Annotated in this window: 13 protein-coding genes and 1 tRNA gene; all 14 read right to left on the bottom strand. The window is 58.5% G+C overall.

Annotated features, from left to right (window positions below):
* Positions 1-624, bottom strand: a 624-nt coding sequence (locus tag ACODS9_RS25845; RefSeq protein ID WP_489095064.1) for a GTP-binding protein, incomplete at its 3' end; no start/stop codon positions are given.
* 27 nt (positions 625-651) lie between these two features.
* Positions 652-2,799: an elongation factor G gene (gene fusA, locus ACODS9_RS25840; protein WP_023628751.1), complete on the bottom strand. Its 2,148-nt coding sequence runs from the start codon at positions 2,797-2,799 to the stop codon at positions 652-654.
* Positions 2,800-2,829: 30 nt separating this feature from the next.
* Complete coding sequence (gene rpsG, locus ACODS9_RS25835; RefSeq protein ID WP_023628750.1) at positions 2,830-3,300, bottom strand: 30S ribosomal protein S7; 471 nt, start codon at positions 3,298-3,300, stop codon at positions 2,830-2,832.
* Positions 3,301-3,406: 106 nt separating this feature from the next.
* Positions 3,407-3,778 carry a 30S ribosomal protein S12 gene (gene rpsL, locus ACODS9_RS25830; RefSeq protein WP_003255492.1) on the bottom strand — a complete coding sequence of 124 codons (372 nt, stop codon included), beginning with the start codon at positions 3,776-3,778 and terminating at the stop codon, positions 3,407-3,409.
* 211 nt (positions 3,779-3,989) lie between these two features.
* Complete coding sequence (gene rpoC / locus ACODS9_RS25825) at positions 3,990-8,189, bottom strand: DNA-directed RNA polymerase subunit beta' (RefSeq protein WP_038707242.1); 4,200 nt, start codon at positions 8,187-8,189, stop codon at positions 3,990-3,992.
* Positions 8,190-8,251: 62 nt separating this feature from the next.
* Positions 8,252-12,325 (bottom strand): DNA-directed RNA polymerase subunit beta, encoded by a 4,074-nt coding sequence (rpoB, locus tag ACODS9_RS25820; RefSeq protein ID WP_031314438.1) that lies wholly within the window; start codon positions 12,323-12,325, stop codon positions 8,252-8,254.
* Between the two features lie 220 nt (positions 12,326-12,545).
* A complete protein-coding gene (gene rplL, locus ACODS9_RS25815) occupies positions 12,546-12,911 on the bottom strand; it encodes a 50S ribosomal protein L7/L12 (RefSeq protein WP_003255496.1) in 366 nt (121 codons plus the stop codon).
* Between the two features lie 77 nt (positions 12,912-12,988).
* On the bottom strand, positions 12,989-13,489 hold the full coding sequence (gene rplJ, locus ACODS9_RS25810; protein WP_023628748.1) for a 50S ribosomal protein L10: 501 nt from the start codon (positions 13,487-13,489) through the stop codon (positions 12,989-12,991).
* A gap of 198 nt (positions 13,490-13,687) precedes the next feature.
* Complete coding sequence (gene rplA / locus ACODS9_RS25805; protein WP_023628747.1) at positions 13,688-14,383, bottom strand: 50S ribosomal protein L1; 696 nt, start codon at positions 14,381-14,383, stop codon at positions 13,688-13,690.
* A complete protein-coding gene (gene rplK, locus ACODS9_RS25800; protein ID WP_011531881.1) occupies positions 14,383-14,814 on the bottom strand; it encodes a 50S ribosomal protein L11 in 432 nt (143 codons plus the stop codon). Before rplK ends, rplA begins: the two co-directional genes overlap by 1 nt.
* 119 nt (positions 14,815-14,933) lie before the next feature.
* Positions 14,934-15,467 (bottom strand): transcription termination/antitermination protein NusG, encoded by a 534-nt coding sequence (nusG, locus tag ACODS9_RS25795; RefSeq protein ID WP_023628746.1) that lies wholly within the window; start codon positions 15,465-15,467, stop codon positions 14,934-14,936.
* A gap of 9 nt (positions 15,468-15,476) precedes the next feature.
* Positions 15,477-15,845, bottom strand: coding sequence for a preprotein translocase subunit SecE (secE, locus tag ACODS9_RS25790; RefSeq protein ID WP_023628745.1), 369 nt, complete (start codon positions 15,843-15,845; stop codon positions 15,477-15,479).
* 44 nt (positions 15,846-15,889) lie between these two features.
* A tRNA-Trp gene (locus ACODS9_RS25785) sits at positions 15,890-15,965 on the bottom strand.
* Between the two features lie 54 nt (positions 15,966-16,019).
* On the bottom strand, positions 16,020-16,105 hold an 86-nt coding region (locus ACODS9_RS25780; RefSeq protein ID WP_206604777.1), incomplete at its 5' end, for an EF-Tu C-terminal domain-related protein.

Below are 16,105 nucleotides of genomic sequence, written 5' to 3'. Positions count from 1 at the left end.
ACGAACTGGCTCAGGGATGTAGGCATCCAGAGTTTCTACCAGCTTCTTGACAGCGCTGGTGCCCATTTCGTTGTCGTCTTTGCCTTCCAGCGCCATACGAGCCGAACCGATGATGATCGGGGTGTCGTCGCCTGGGAAGTCGTAGGTGGACAGCAGGTCGCGAACTTCCATCTCGACCAGTTCCAGCAGCTCAGCGTCGTCTACCAGGTCAGCCTTGTTCAGGAAGACCACGATGTACGGAACGCCAACCTGACGGGACAGCAGGATGTGCTCACGGGTTTGTGGCATCGGACCATCGGCGGCCGAGCAAACCAGGATCGCGCCGTCCATCTGGGCAGCACCGGTGATCATGTTCTTCACGTAGTCAGCGTGACCTGGGCAGTCAACGTGAGCGTAGTGACGAATGTTCGAGTTGTACTCGACGTGCGCGGTGTTGATGGTGATACCGCGAGCTTTTTCTTCCGGAGCCGAGTCGATCTTGTCGAACTCAACGACGGCCGAACCGAAAACTTCGGAGCAGACGCGGGTCAGAGCTGCAGTCAGAGTGGTCTTACCGTGGTCAACGTGGCCGATGGTGCCGACGTTAACGTGGGGAAGGGAACGATCAAATTTTTCTTTAGCCACGACAGTGAACCTCTTGCCTAAAGGGGATTAGCCTTGTTTTTTAACGAGTGCTTCGACGATGTTCGACGGAGCTTCGGCGTATTTGGAGAATTCCATGGAGTAGCTTGCGCGACCCTGAGACATGGAACGAACGTCGGTCGCGTAACCGAACATCTCTCCGAGCGGTACCTCAGCAGTGATTACCTTGCCGGACACCGAGTCTTCATTACCCTGGATCATCCCGCGACGACGGCTCAGGTCACCCATCACGTCACCCAGGTAGTCTTCCGGGGTTACAACTTCGACCTTCATGATCGGCTCAAGGACCACGCCACCGCCCTTCTGGGCCAGTTGCTTGGTCGCCATCGAAGCGGCGATCTTGAACGCCATTTCGTTGGAGTCGACATCGTGGTACGAACCGTCGAATACCGTAGCCTTCAGGCCGAGCAGCGGATAGCCGGCAACAACGCCGTTTTTCATCTGCTCTTCGATACCCTTCTGGATCGGGGCGATGAATTCCTTAGGAATCACACCACCAACGACTTCATTGGTGAACACCAGACCTTCGGTGATGTTGCCCTTGTCGTCGACGTCCGGCTCCGAGAAACGGATCCAGCAGTGACCGAACTGACCACGACCACCCGACTGACGAACGAACTTGCCTTCGATCTCGACGTTGGACTTGGTGATCTTCTCGCGGTACGAAACCTGCGGCTTGCCGACGTTGCACTCGACGTTGAACTCGCGCTTCATGCGGTCAACGAGGATGTCCAGGTGCAGCTCACCCATACCGGAGATGATGGTCTGGCCGGTTTCTTCGTCGGTCTTGACGCGGAACGACGGGTCTTCCTGGGCCAGCTTGCCCAGAGCGATACCCATCTTCTCCTGGTCAGCCTTGGTTTTCGGCTCTACGGAGAGCGAAATTACCGGCTCAGGGAAGTCCATACGCTCGAGGATGATCGGCTTGTCGGCGTTGCACAGGGTGTCACCGGTGGTGACGTCCTTCATGCCGATCAGAGCAGCGATGTCGCCAGCGCGCACTTCCTTGATCTCTTCACGCTGGTTAGCGTGCATCTGCACCATACGACCAACGCGCTCTTTCTTGCCTTTGACCGAGTTGATGACGGAGTCACCGGAGGTCAGGAAGCCCGAGTAAACGCGGACGAAGGTCAGAGTACCAACGAACGGGTCGGTAGCGATCTTGAACGCCAGGGCCGAGAACGGCTCGTTGTCGTCAGCAGGACGCTCGTCGTACTGCTCTGCAGTGACTTCGTCCTTCGGCACGTCGATCAGATCAGGGTGGATACCCTTGATCGCAGGAATCTCGGTTGGCGCAGGCAGGAAGTCGATAACGGCGTCGAGAACCAGGGGAACGCCCTTGTTCTTGAACGAGGAACCGCAGACAGCAGGAACGATCTCGCTCGCCAGGGTACGGGCGCGCAGACCAGCCTTGATGTCTTCGACGGACAGGTCACCTTCTTCAAGGTACTTGTTCATCAGCTCTTCGTTGGCCTCGGCAGCAGCCTCGACCATGTTGCTGCGCCATTCGTTGGCCAGGTCCACCAGCTCGGCAGGAATTTCTTCCTCGCGGTAGGTAGTACCCTTGTCGTCGTCGTTCCAGTAGATGGCTTTCATCTTGATCAGGTCAACCTGACCCTGGAAGTCGTCTTCCGCACCGATAGCCAGCTGGACCGGAACCGGGGTGTGACCCAGACGGTTCTTGATCTGACCGACAACACGCAGGAAGTTGGCACCAGCACGGTCCATCTTGTTCACGTAGACAACACGTGGAACGCCATACTTGTTGGCCTGACGCCATACGGTTTCGGACTGTGGCTCAACGCCGGAGGTACCGCAGAACACAACGACCGCGCCGTCGAGTACGCGCAGCGAACGCTCAACTTCAATGGTGAAGTCAACGTGGCCGGGGGTATCGATGACGTTTACGCGGTAGTTGTCGTACTGACCACGGGAACCCTTCCAGAAGGTGGTAACAGCAGCGGAGGTAATGGTGATACCGCGCTCCTGCTCCTGCACCATCCAGTCGGTGGTCGCGGCGCCGTCATGCACCTCGCCCATCTTGTGGCTCAGACCTGTGTAGAACAGGATCCGCTCGGTAGTGGTGGTCTTGCCCGCGTCAACGTGGGCACAGATACCAATGTTACGGTAGCGGTTAATTGCTGTAGTACGAGCCATAAAGCCCTCGCAAAATGATTGATGCTTGAATTAGAAGCGGTAGTGCGAGAACGCTTTGTTGGCTTCAGCCATACGGTGAACGTCTTCACGCTTCTTGACTGCAGCACCTTTGCCTTCGGCAGCATCCAGCAGTTCACCGGCCAGGCGCAGAGCCATCGACTTCTCGCCGCGCTTGCGGGCGTAGTCTACGAGCCAGCGCATTGCCAGAGCGTTACGACGGGACGGACGAACTTCAACCGGGACCTGGTAAGTGGCACCGCCGACACGACGGGACTTTACTTCGACCAGCGGAGCGATGGCGTCGAGAGCTTTCTCGAAGATTTCCAGGGGGTCGCTGTTCTTGCGTGCTTTGACTGCGTCCAGGGCACCGTAAACGATGCGCTCGGCCACGGCCTTCTTGCCGCTTTCCATCACGTGGTTCATGAACTTGGCGAGGATCTGGGATCCGTACTTCGGATCGTCCAGGATCTCACGTTTTGCTGCTACACGACGTCTTGGCATGATAAGCCCTCAAACGGTCTTCAGGTTAGCCCGGGACGTGGGTCTTCGACCCCTGCCCGACCTTACTCTTATCGACTCAAAAAATTGGATATGTGCAAACGGCCGATTACTTCGGACGCTTGGTACCGTACTTCGAACGACCCTGGTTACGGCCTTTGACGCCCGAAGTATCCAGAGAGCCGCGAACGGTGTGGTAACGAACACCTGGCAAGTCTTTTACACGGCCGCCACGGATCAGGACGACGCTGTGCTCTTGCAGGTTGTGGCCTTCACCACCGATGTACGAGGAAACCTCGAAACCGTTGGTCAGACGCACACGGCATACTTTACGCAGTGCCGAGTTAGGTTTTTTCGGCGTGGTGGTGTACACGCGGGTGCACACGCCACGACGCTGCGGGCAGTTCTGCAGCGCAGGAACGTCGGACTTCTCGACCGAACGCTTACGCGGCTGACGTACCAGCTGGTTGATAGTTGCCATCTACTAGCTCCACTGATTGTCTTGCGACTCTATTGTCTTGCAAGAAAGCCAAAAATTGGCGAGACGGAGCCTCACCAAATTTAAGGGTACAAAAGTCTAAAGAGGATCTTGCACCCAGTCAAGACGAGGCCCCGGCCCTCCTCGCCCGGTCATCGGCAACAAATCATGTCGCCGATGCCCGCCCGAGGCTTGCCGGGGCCCTGCCCTGTACTTAGTTACCGCTGGAATTCAGTGCTTCGGTCAGTGCGGCTTCCACCTCACTGGCGCTCACACGCAGCGGTTTGTCGGCATCACGGCGACGCTTGCGCTCGCTGTGGTAGGCCAGACCGGTACCGGCCGGGATCAGACGACCCACGACCACGTTCTCTTTCAGGCCGCGCAGGTAGTCACGCTTGCCGGTTACCGCCGCCTCGGTCAGTACACGGGTGGTTTCCTGGAAGGAAGCCGCCGAGATGAACGATTCGGTGGACAGCGAGGCCTTGGTGATACCCAGCAACACACGGGTGAACTTGGAGATGAACTTGTCTTCGCCGGCGAGACGCTCGTTCTCTACCAGGACCTGAGTCAGTTCCATCTGGTCGCCCTTGATGAAGCTGGAGTCGCCCGACTCGGAGATCTCGACCTTGCGCAGCATCTGACGCAGGATGGTCTCGATGTGCTTGTCGTTGATCTTCACGCCTTGCAGACGGTAAACGTCCTGGATCTCGTTGACGATGTACTTCGCCAGCGCGCTCACACCCAGCAGACGCAGGATGTCGTGCGGATCGCTCGGACCGTCGGAGATAACTTCGCCGCGGTTGACCTGTTCGCCTTCGAAGACGTTCAGGTGGCGCCACTTCGGAATCAGCTCTTCATACGGATCGCTACCGTCGGTCGGAGTGATGACCAGGCGACGCTTGCCCTTGGTCTCTTTACCGAACGCGATGGTGCCGCTGACTTCAGCCAGGATCGAGGCTTCTTTCGGACGGCGCGCTTCGAACAAGTCGGCAACACGTGGCAGACCACCGGTGATGTCGCGGGTCTTCGACGTTTCTTGCGGGATACGCGCGATAACGTCACCGACGCCGATCTGGGCACCGTCAGCCACGCCGACGAGGGCGTTGGCCGGCAGGAAGTACTGGGCAGGTACGTCGGTACCTGGCAGGTACAGGTCCTTGCCATTGGCGTCGACCATCTTGATTGCCGGACGGATTTCCTTGCCTGCGGCAGGGCGATCCTTGACGTCCAGTACTTCAATGTTGGTCAAGCCGGTCAGTTCATCGGTCTGACGCTTGATGGTGATGTTTTCTTCCATGCCCACGAAGGTCACGGTACCTTTCAGCTCGGTAACGATCGGGTGGGTGTGCGGGTCCCACTTGGCGACGATGGCGCCAGCTTCGACCTTGTCACCTTCCTTGACCGAAATCACCGCACCGTAAGGCAGCTTGTAACGCTCACGCTCGCGACCGAATTCGTCGGCAATGGCCAGCTCGCCGGAACGCGATACGGCAACCAGGTTGCCGTCGGCACGCTCGACCTGCTTCAGGTTGTGCAGACGCACCATACCGCCGTTCTTCACCTGGACGCTGTCGGCAGCCGAAGTACGGCTTGCAGCACCACCGATGTGGAACGTACGCATGGTCAGCTGGGTACCCGGCTCACCGATCGACTGTGCAGCAATAACGCCGACAGCTTCACCGATGTTCACCTGGTGACCACGCGCCAGGTCACGACCGTAGCACTTGGCGCAGATGCCGTAGCGGGTTTCGCAGCTGATCGGCGAACGCACGACGACTTCGTCGATGCTGTTCAGCTCGATGAACTCGACCCACTGCTCGTCGACCAGGGTACCGGCCGGAACGATGACGTCCTCGGTGCCTGGCTTGAACACGTCACGGGCAATGACACGACCCAGTACGCGCTCACCCAGCGGCTCGACAACGTCACCGCCTTCGATGTGCGGGGTCATCAGCAGGCCCTGGTCGGTGCCGCAGTCGATCTCGGTCACGACCAGATCCTGGGCAACGTCTACCAGACGGCGAGTCAGGTAACCGGAGTTCGCGGTTTTCAACGCGGTATCCGCCAGACCTTTACGAGCACCGTGAGTCGAGATGAAGTACTGCAGTACGCTCAGACCTTCACGGAAGTTCGCGGTGATCGGCGTCTCGATGATCGAGCCGTCCGGCTTGGCCATCAGGCCACGCATACCGGCCAGCTGACGGATCTGAGCGGCGGAACCACGCGCACCGGAGTCGGCCATCATGTACATCGAGTTGAAGGACTCTTGCTCGACTTCCTTGCCCTCGCGATCGACTACCTTCTCTTTCGAGAGGTTGGCCATCATCGCCTTGGACACTTCGTCGTTCGCCTTGGACCACAAGTCGATGACCTTGTTGTACTTCTCGCCCTGGGTTACCAGGCCGGAGGCGTACTGGCTCTCGATTTCCTTCACTTCGTCGGTAGCGGTACCGATGATGCGGGCTTTCTCGTCCGGGATAACGAAGTCGTTAACGCCGATCGAAACGCCGGAAATGGTCGAGTAGGCAAAACCGGTGTACATCAGCTGGTCAGCGAAGATCACGGTCTCTTTCAGACCCACCACGCGGTAGCACTGGTTGATCAGCTTGGAGATCGCCTTCTTCTTCATCGACTGGTTGACGACGTCGAACGGCAGGCCGGCCGGCACTACCTGGAACAGCAGCGCACGGCCGACGGTGGTGTCGACGATACGGGTGTTCTTGGTGATGCTGCCATCACGGTCTTTCACGGTTTCGTTGATACGAACCTTGATTTTCGCGTGCAGGGCGGCTTCGCCGGCGCGGAATACGCGGTCGACTTCCTGCAGGTCGGCGAATACGCGACCTTCGCCCTTGGCGTTGATGGCTTCACGGGTCATGTAGTACAGACCCAGTACCACGTCCTGCGACGGAACGATGATTGGCTCACCGTTGGCTGGCGACAGGATGTTGTTGGTCGACATCATCAGCGCGCGCGCTTCGAGCTGGGCTTCCAGCGTCAGCGGCACGTGAACGGCCATCTGGTCACCGTCGAAGTCGGCGTTGTACGCGGCGCAGACCAGCGGGTGCAGCTGGATAGCCTTACCTTCGATCAGCACAGGCTCGAAAGCCTGGATACCCAGACGGTGCAGGGTAGGCGCACGGTTGAGCAGTACGGGGTGTTCGCGGATCACCTCGGCGAGCACGTCCCACACCTCCGGCAGCTCGCGCTCGACCATCTTCTTGGCAGCTTTGATGGTGGTCGCCAGACCACGCATTTCCAGCTTGCCGAAAATGAACGGCTTGAACAGCTCGAGGGCCATCTTCTTCGGCAGACCGCACTGGTGCAGACGCAGGGTCGGGCCTACGGTAATTACCGAACGACCGGAGTAGTCCACGCGCTTACCGAGCAAGTTCTGACGGAAGCGACCTTGCTTACCTTTGATCATGTCGGCCAGGGACTTCAGCGGACGCTTGTTCGAGCCAGTGATGGCGCGACCGCGACGGCCGTTGTCGAGCAGGGCGTCGACCGCTTCCTGCAGCATGCGCTTTTCGTTGCGCACGATGATGTCCGGCGCCGACAGATCGAGCAGGCGCTTCAGACGGTTGTTACGGTTGATCACCCGACGATACAGGTCGTTCAGGTCGGAGGTCGCGAAGCGGCCGCCATCCAGCGGCACCAGCGGACGCAGGTCCGGTGGCAGGACTGGCAGGACGGTCAGGACCATCCACTCAGGCAGGTTGCCCGAGCCCTGGAAAGCTTCCATCAGCTTCAGGCGCTTGGACAGCTTCTTGATCTTGGTTTCCGAGTTGGTCTGCGGAATTTCTTCGCGCAGGCGGCCGATCTCGTGCTCCAGGTCGATAGCGTGCAGCAGCTCGCGGACAGCCTCGGCACCCATGCGGGCGTCGAAGTCGTCACCGAACTCTTCCAGCGCTTCGAAGTACTGCTCGTCGTTCAGCAGCTGACCCTTCTCGAGGGTGGTCATGCCCGGATCGATCACCACGTAGCTCTCGAAGTAGAGCACGCGCTCGATGTCACGCAGGGTCATGTCCATCAGCAGGCCGATACGGGACGGCAGCGACTTCAGGAACCAGATGTGGGCAACCGGCGAGGCCAGTTCGATGTGCGCCATGCGCTCACGACGAACCTTGGCCAGGGCAACTTCAACGCCGCACTTCTCGCAGATCACGCCGCGGTGCTTGAGGCGCTTGTACTTGCCGCACAGGCACTCGTAGTCCTTGACTGGGCCAAAGATCTTGGCGCAGAACAGGCCGTCACGCTCAGGCTTGAACGTACGGTAGTTGATGGTTTCCGGCTTCTTGACTTCACCGAACGACCACGAACGGATCATTTCAGGCGACGCCAGACCGATGCGGATGGCGTCGAACTCTTCGACTTGACCCTGGTTTTTCAGCAAATTCAGTAGGTCTTTCAAGGCCTTTCCTCCTGGCGGAGCAGGGAGTGGGCATTACCTGCCCACTCCCCTCGCGTCACGTGTTATTCGGTTTCCAGATCGATATCGATACCGAGGGAACGGATCTCTTTGATCAACACGTTGAAGGACTCGGGCATGCCCGGCTCCATACGGTGATCGCCATCCACGATGTTCTTGTACATCTTGGTACGGCCGTTCACGTCGTCCGACTTCACTGTGAGCATTTCTTGCAGGGTGTATGCCGCGCCGTATGCTTCCAGCGCCCACACTTCCATCTCCCCGAAACGCTGACCACCGAACTGCGCCTTACCACCCAGCGGCTGCTGGGTAACCAGGCTGTACGAACCAGTGGAACGCGCGTGCATCTTGTCGTCCACCAAGTGGTTCAGCTTGAGCATGTACATGTAACCAACGGTCACCGGACGCTCGAACTTGTTGCCGGTACGGCCATCGAACAGCACCATCTGGCCGCTCTCTGGCAGATCTGCCAGTTTCAGCATGGCCTTGATCTCACGCTCCTTGGCACCGTCGAAGACTGGAGTGGCCATTGGCACGCCTTTCTTCAGGTTGTTCGCCAGGGCGATGATCTCTTCGTCGGTGAACTCTTCCAGGTTCTCCTGACGACCACCGATCTCGTTGTAGATCTCGGTGAGGAAGGTGCGCAGTTCAGCGGCTTTGCGCTGTTCTTCGATCATGCGGTCGATCTTCTCGCCCAGGCCCTTGGCCGCGAGGCCCAGGTGGGTTTCAAGAATCTGACCGACGTTCATACGCGAAGGTACGCCCAGCGGGTTCAGTACGACGTCGACCGGAGTACCGTTGGCGTCGTGCGGCATGTCTTCGACCGGCATGATTACCGAGACGACACCCTTGTTACCGTGACGACCGGCCATCTTGTCACCCGGCTGGATGCGACGGCGGATTGCCAGGTAGACCTTGACGATCTTCAGTACGCCCGGAGCCAGGTCATCGCCCTGCTGCAGCTTGCGCTTCTTGTCTTCGAACTTGTCGTCCAGCAGGCGACGGCGATCGACGATGTACTGCTGAGCCTTTTCCAGCTGCTCGTTCAGTGCATCTTCGGCCATGCGCAGTTTGAACCACTGGCCGTGCTCCAGACCGTTCAGCACGTCGTCGCTGATCACGGTGCCTTTCTTCAGGCCCGCGCCACCGTCGACCACCTGGCCGTTCAGAGCCGAACGCAGACGCTCGAAGGTCGCGCCTTCGACGATGCGGAACTCTTCATTGAGGTCCTTGCGGATCTCGTCCAGCTGCATCTTCTCGATGGCCAGGGCGCGGCTGTCGCGCTCGACGCCATCACGGGTGAAGACCTGTACGTCGATGACGGTACCCTTGGTGCCGGTCGGCACACGCAGGGAGGTGTCTTTGACGTCGCTGGCCTTCTCACCGAAGATCGCACGCAGCAGTTTTTCTTCCGGAGTCAGCTGGGTCTCGCCTTTCGGAGTGACCTTGCCGACCAGGATGTCGCCAGCGCCGACTTCGGCACCCACGTAGACGATACCGGCTTCGTCCAGCTTGTTCAGCGCAGCTTCACCGACGTTCGGGATGTCCGCGGTGATTTCCTCTGGGCCAAGCTTGGTGTCACGGGCCACACAGGTCAGTTCCTGGATGTGGATCGTGGTGAAGCGGTCCTCCTGGACCACACGCTCGGACAGGCAGATGGAGTCTTCGAAGTTGAAGCCGTTCCACGCCATGAACGCGATGCGCATGTTCTGACCCAGTGCCAGTTCACCCATGTCGGTGGACGGGCCGTCGGCCATGATGTCGCCACGCGCAACCTTGTCACCCTTGCTGACCAGCGGACGCTGGTTGATGCAGGTGTTCTGGTTGGAGCGGGTGTATTTGGTCAGGTTGTAGATATCCACACCTGCTTCACCGGTCTCGACTTCGTCGTCGGCAACGCGCACGACGATACGGCTGGCGTCGACCGAGTCGATCACACCACCGCGACGAGCAACCACGCAGACACCGGAGTCACGGGCAACGTTGCGCTCCATGCCGGTACCTACCAGCGGCTTGTCGGCACGCAGGGTCGGTACAGCCTGACGCTGCATGTTGGAACCCATCAACGCACGGTTGGCGTCGTCGTGCTCGAGGAACGGAATCAGCGACGCGGCAACCGAAACTACCTGCTTCGGCGAAACGTCCATCAGGGTGACGTCTTCCGGCGCCTTGACGGTGAATTCGTTCAGGTGACGAACAGCTACCAGCTCATCGATCAGCTGCTTCTTGTCGTTCATCGCGGCCGAAGCCTGGGCGATCACGTGATCGGCCTCTTCGATGGCGGACAGGAACACGATGTCGTCGCTGACCACGCCTTCCTTCACCACGCGGTACGGGCTTTCCAAGAAGCCGTACTGGTTGGTGCGGGCATAGGCCGCCAGGGAGTTGATCAGACCGATGTTCGGACCTTCAGGGGTCTCGATCGGGCACACGCGGCCGTAGTGGGTCGGGTGTACGTCACGGACTTCGAAGCCAGCGCGCTCACGGGTCAGACCACCAGGGCCGAGTGCGGAAACGCGGCGCTTGTGGGTGATCTCGGAAAGCGGGTTGTTCTGGTCCATGAACTGCGAGAGCTGGCTGGAACCGAAGAACTCTTTCACCGCCGCCGCAACCGGCTTGGCGTTGATCAGGTCCTGCGGCATCAGGCCTTCGCTTTCAGCCATCGACAGACGCTCTTTGACCGCGCGCTCAACACGCACCAGGCCAACGCGGAACTGGTTCTCGGCCATCTCGCCGACGCAACGGACGCGACGGTTACCCAGGTGGTCGATGTCGTCGACGATGCCTTTGCCGTTACGGATATCGACCAGGGTCTTGAGGACCTCGACGATGTCTTCCTTGCTCAGCACGCCCGAACCTTCGATCTCGGTGCGACCGATACGACGGTTGAACTTCATGCGGCCAACGGCGGACAGGTCGTAACGCTCGGCGCTGAAGAACAGGTTGTTGAACAGGGTCTCGGCAGCGTCCTTGGTTGGCGGCTCGCCTGGACGCATCATGCGGTAGATCTCGACCAGCGCTTCCAGTTGGTTGCTGGTGGTGTCGATCTTCAGAGTGTCGGAGATGAACGGACCGCAGTCGATGTCGTTGGTGTACAGCGTCTCGACGCGAACGACCTGGGCCTTGGCGATCTTCACCAGCAGGTCGGTGGTCAGTTCGGTGTTGCACTCGGCAATGATCTCGCCGGTAGCCGGATGCACGATCGCCTTGGCGGTGGTGCGACCCAGTACGTACTCCAGCGGAACGTCCAGCTCTTTCACGCCAGCCTTTTCCAGCTGGTTGATGTGGCGCGCGGTAATACGGCGGCCTTGCTCGACGATGACCTTGCCGCTGTCGTCATGGATATCCATGACCGCAACTTCACCACGCAGACGCTGAGGTACCAGTTCCAGGCTGAGCTTCTCGCCGGAAAGGTGGAACACGTTGGTGGTGTAGAAGGTGTTCAGAACCTCTTCGGTGCTGTAACCCAGGGCACGCAGCAGTACCGAGGCCGGCAGTTTGCGGCGACGGTCGATACGTACGAACACGCAGTCTTTCGGGTCGAACTCGAAGTCCAGCCACGAACCGCGGTAAGGGATGATACGTGCGGAGTACAGCAGCTTACCGGAGCTGTGCGTCTTGCCACGGTCGTGGTCGAAGAACACACCAGGCGAACGGTGCAGCTGGGATACGATCACACGCTCGGTACCGTTGATAACGAAGGTACCGTTTTCAGTCATCAGGGGGATTTCACCCATGTAGACTTCTTGCTCTTTGATGTCCTTGATCGCTTTATTCGACGATTCCTTGTCGAAGATGATCAGGCGCACCTTCACCCGCAGCGGGACCGCAAAGGTCACACCGCGCAGGACACATTCCTTCACATCGAAAGCCGGCTCGCCCAGGCGATAGCCGACGTACTCCAGGGCAGCATTGCCGGAGTAGCTGATGATCGGGAATACCGATTTGAAGGCCGCATGCAGACCGACGTCGCGGAACTGATCCTTGGATGCTCCCGCCTGCAGGAATTCGCGATACGAATCCAGCTGGATGGCCAGGAGGTACGGCACATCCATGACGTCCGGCAACTTGCTAAAGTCCTTGCGGATACGTTTTTTCTCAGTGTATGAGTAAGCCATCAGCATTCCCCAGCTTGGTCACCTGCTTGTTTGGCATCTCCCGGCGGGAGCAGCCAGAAAATCGTGCAAACCCTTTGGTTTGCGCCACCCTCTTGGGTGTCTTGCAGCTCGTTATCGGGGCCGACCTGATCGGCCACCAATAACGGAAAAAGGCCGGTGGCATAAGCCACCAGCCATCAGCCCTTCGCTTGACGCTCGGGCTGGCATCGCAAAGTCGAAATTACTTCAGCTCGACTTTAGCGCCTGCTTCTTCCAGCTTCTTCTTAGCGTCTTCAGCGGCTTCTTTCGAAACGCCTTCAGCTACAACCTGAGGAGCGCCATCGACTTTCTCTTTGGCTTCTTTCAGGCCCAGACCAGTCAGCTCGCGAACGGCCTTGATCACGTTTACTTTCTTGTCGCCGGCTTCAACCAGAACAACGTTGAACTCGGTTTGCTCTTCAACAACGGCAGCGGCAGCAGCTGGGCCGGCAGCGGCAACAGCAGCGGTAACGCCGAAGGTTTCTTCCATTGCTTTGATCAGCTCAACAACTTCCAGAACGGTTTTCTGGCCGATTGCTTCGATGATTTGCTCGTTAGTCAGAGACATGACTTAAATCCTGTATTGGGGTGACAGCCTACGCAGCTATCAAATTAAACGTATGATTTGAAAGAGTTTCCGGTGCCTTAGGCAGCGGTGGCTTCTTTCTGGTCGCGAATGGCTGCCAGGGTACGGGCCAGCTTGCTGGTAGCGCCTTGGATCACGCTCATCAGCTTCGCGATGGCTTCGTCGCGGGTCGGCAGGGTAGCCAACACGTCGATCTGGTTCGCTGCAATGAACTTGCCGTCAAACGCAGCTGCCTTGATCTCGAACTTGTCCTGACCCTTGGCGAACTCTTTGAACAGACGAGCAGCGGCGCCCGGGTGTTCGTTGGAGAAAGCGATCAGGGTCGGGCCAGTGAAGGCGTCGTTGAGGACACTGAATTCAGTGTCGGCAACAGCGCGCTTGAGCAGGGTGTTACGTACGACACGTACGTATACGCCAGCTTCACGAGCCTCTTTACGGAGTCCGGTCATTGCGCCTACAGTCACACCACGGGCATCAGCCACGACAGCGGACAGAGCGACTTTGGCAGCCTCGTTGACTTCAGCGACGATGGCCTTCTTGTCTTCGAGTTTAATTGCCACGGGTAAAACTCCTGCTTGTTACCGTTTCATCTGGCCGAGGCCGGATGTCGTTTTGGTGTCTGATTCGGTAAGGAACCGGGAGCACCATCTGCGTAGGCTGGTTGTTTAAGGCTTGCGCCGCCTACGGTCTTGGATAGCCCCCGCCAGGCAGGGACCCCAATTTTTGCTGCCGGCGAGCTTACACCCGCCGGCATGGTCTTACACGTCCAGCGAGCTCTGATCGATGATCAGACCTGGGCCCATGGTGGTGCTCAGGGTAACGCGCTTGACGTAGATACCTTTCGAGGAAGCCGGCTTGATACGCTTCAGATCAGCGATCAGGGCTTCAACGTTTTCCTTCAGCTTGCCAGCTTCAAAGCCGATCTTGCCAACGGAGGTGTGGATGATACCGTTCTTGTCGGTACGGTAGCGAACCTGACCAGCCTTGGCGTTTTTCACGGCAGTGGCTACGTCTGGGGTAACGGTACCGACTTTCGGGTTAGGCATCAGGCCGCGAGGACCCAGAACCTGACCCAGCTGACCTACAACACGCATGGCATCAGGCGATGCGATGACGACGTCATAGTTCAGGTCGCCGCCTTTCATTTCGGCAGCCAGATCGTCCATACCTACGCGGTCAGCACCGGCGGCCAGAGCGGCTTCAGCAGCCGGGCCCTGGGTGAAGACGGCAACACGTACGGTCTTGCCAGTGCCGTGCGGCAGCACGGTAGCGCTACGTACGACCTGGTCGGATTTACGCGGGTCAACACCGAGGTTGACGGCGATGTCGTAGGACTCGACGAACTTGGCAGCAGGCAGCGAGGCCAGCAGAGTTGCCGCTTCTTCGAAGTTGTAGGCCTTGCCTGCTTCGATTTTTTCGGCGATTGCCTTTTGGCGCTTGGTCAGCTTAGCCATTACACACCCTCCACGTTCAGGCCCATGCTGCGGGCAGAGCCAGCGATGGTGCGTACAGCAGCGTCCAGGTCAGCGGCAGTCAGGTCAGCCTGTTTGGCTTTCGCGATGTCTTCCAGCTGAGCGCGGGTAACGGTACCGACTTTAACGGTGTTCGGACGAGCCGAACCACTGGTCAGGCCAGCAGCTTTCTTCAGCAGAACCGAGGCAGGGGTGCTCTTGGTTTCGAAGGTGAAGCTACGGTCACTGTAGACAGTGATGATCACTGGAGTCGGCAGACCTGGCTCTTGACCCTGAGTACGGGCGTTGAAGGCCTTGCAGAATTCCATGATGTTAACACCGTGTTGACCCAGTGCTGGACCAACGGGTGGGCTTGGGTTGGCCTGGCCGGCCTTTACTTGCAGCTTGATGTAAGCCTGAATCTTCTTAGCCATGAGCTACTCCAAAATCGGGTACAAACGCCAGATGGCTCCCCGGATGACTTGCGTTTTATCCCAGTGACGACAAAACCCCGCAGCACATAGGGCTGCGGGGTATGGGATGCTTCGTCCTGCTAGACCTTCTCGACCTGGCCGAACTCGAGCTCCACCGGAGTAGAGCGACCGAAAATGAGCACTGCAACCTGCAGGCGGCTCTTTTCGTAGTTAACCTCTTCGACGGTGCCATTGAAGTCAGCAAACGGACCATCAACGACTCGAACCACTTCACCCGGCTCGAACAACGTCTTCGGCTTCGGCTTGTCACTACCATCGGCAACGCGACGGAGGATGGCCTCGGCCTCTTTATCAGTGATCGGCGCAGGCTTGTCTGCGGTACCACCAATGAAACCCATGACCCGAGGGGTGTCCTTGACAAGGTGCCAAGTCCCTTCGTTCATTTCCATCTGGACCAATACATAGCCAGGGAAGAATTTGCGCTCGCTCTTGCGCTTCTGGCCGTTGCGCATTTCAACGACTTCTTCGGTCGGGACCAGGATCTCGCCGAATTCGTCTTCCATGCCAGCCAGCTTGACGCGCTCGATCAGGGAGCGCATCACATGCTTCTCGTAACCCGAGTAAGCATGCACTACGTACCAACGCTTAGCCACGGGACACCCTTAGCCAACAATCAAGGAGACCGCCCAGCCGAGCAGGGAGTCGAGACCCCACAACAGCAGCGCCATAACCAGAACAACAGCCACGACAATCAGCGTGGTCTGAGTGGTTTCTTGGCGGGTCGGCCACACGACTTTACGGATCTCGGTCCGCGCTTCCTTCGCCAGCGTGAAGAACGACTTACCCTTCGCAGTCTGCAAGGCAACGAAGCCTGCAACCGCAGCCAGGGCGAGAAGTGCAAGAACGCGGTACAGGATCGGCGACGCGGAGTAATACTGATTACCCACAACGGCGACAACCACCAAAGCCACTACAGCCAGCCACTTGAACAAGTCGAAACGCGATTCTTGGGCTTCAGTTTTGGGAGTCATCGGGGAGGATCCTGTAAGAAGAAAGCCAATCACACCGAGGTGAATGGCAGGTCAGGAGGGAATCGAACCCCCAACCTACGGTTTTGGAGACCGTCGCTCTGCCAATTGAGCTACTGACCTGTAACGCTGTATCAGGCCGGCCATTATACCGGCCTGATCAAGTAAATCAACTACTTATTCGATAATTTTTGCTACGACACCAGCACCGACGGTACGACCGCCTTCACGGATGGCGAAACGCAGACCGTCTTCCATTGCGA

The sequence above is a fragment of the Pseudomonas sp. FG36 genome (assembly GCF_057809275.1).
This window is presented reverse-complemented; position numbering and strand designations above follow the sequence as displayed.

Coding starts and splice junctions, on each gene's coding strand:
- fusA (WP_023628751.1), bottom strand. CDS start 2,799: ATGGCTCGTACTACAGCAATTAACCGCTACCGTAACATTGGTATCTGT.
- rpsG (WP_023628750.1), bottom strand. CDS start 3,300: ATGCCAAGACGTCGTGTAGCAGCAAAACGTGAGATCCTGGACGATCCG.
- rpsL (WP_003255492.1), bottom strand. CDS start 3,778: ATGGCAACTATCAACCAGCTGGTACGTCAGCCGCGTAAGCGTTCGGTC.
- rpoB (WP_031314438.1), bottom strand. CDS start 12,325: ATGGCTTACTCATACACTGAGAAAAAACGTATCCGCAAGGACTTTAGC.
- rplL (WP_003255496.1), bottom strand. CDS start 12,911: ATGTCTCTGACTAACGAGCAAATCATCGAAGCAATCGGCCAGAAAACC.
- rplA (WP_023628747.1), bottom strand. CDS start 14,383: ATGGCTAAGCTGACCAAGCGCCAAAAGGCAATCGCCGAAAAAATCGAA.
- rplK (WP_011531881.1), bottom strand. CDS start 14,814: ATGGCTAAGAAGATTCAGGCTTACATCAAGCTGCAAGTAAAGGCCGGC.
- secE (WP_023628745.1), bottom strand. CDS start 15,845: ATGACTCCCAAAACTGAAGCCCAAGAATCGCGTTTCGACTTGTTCAAG.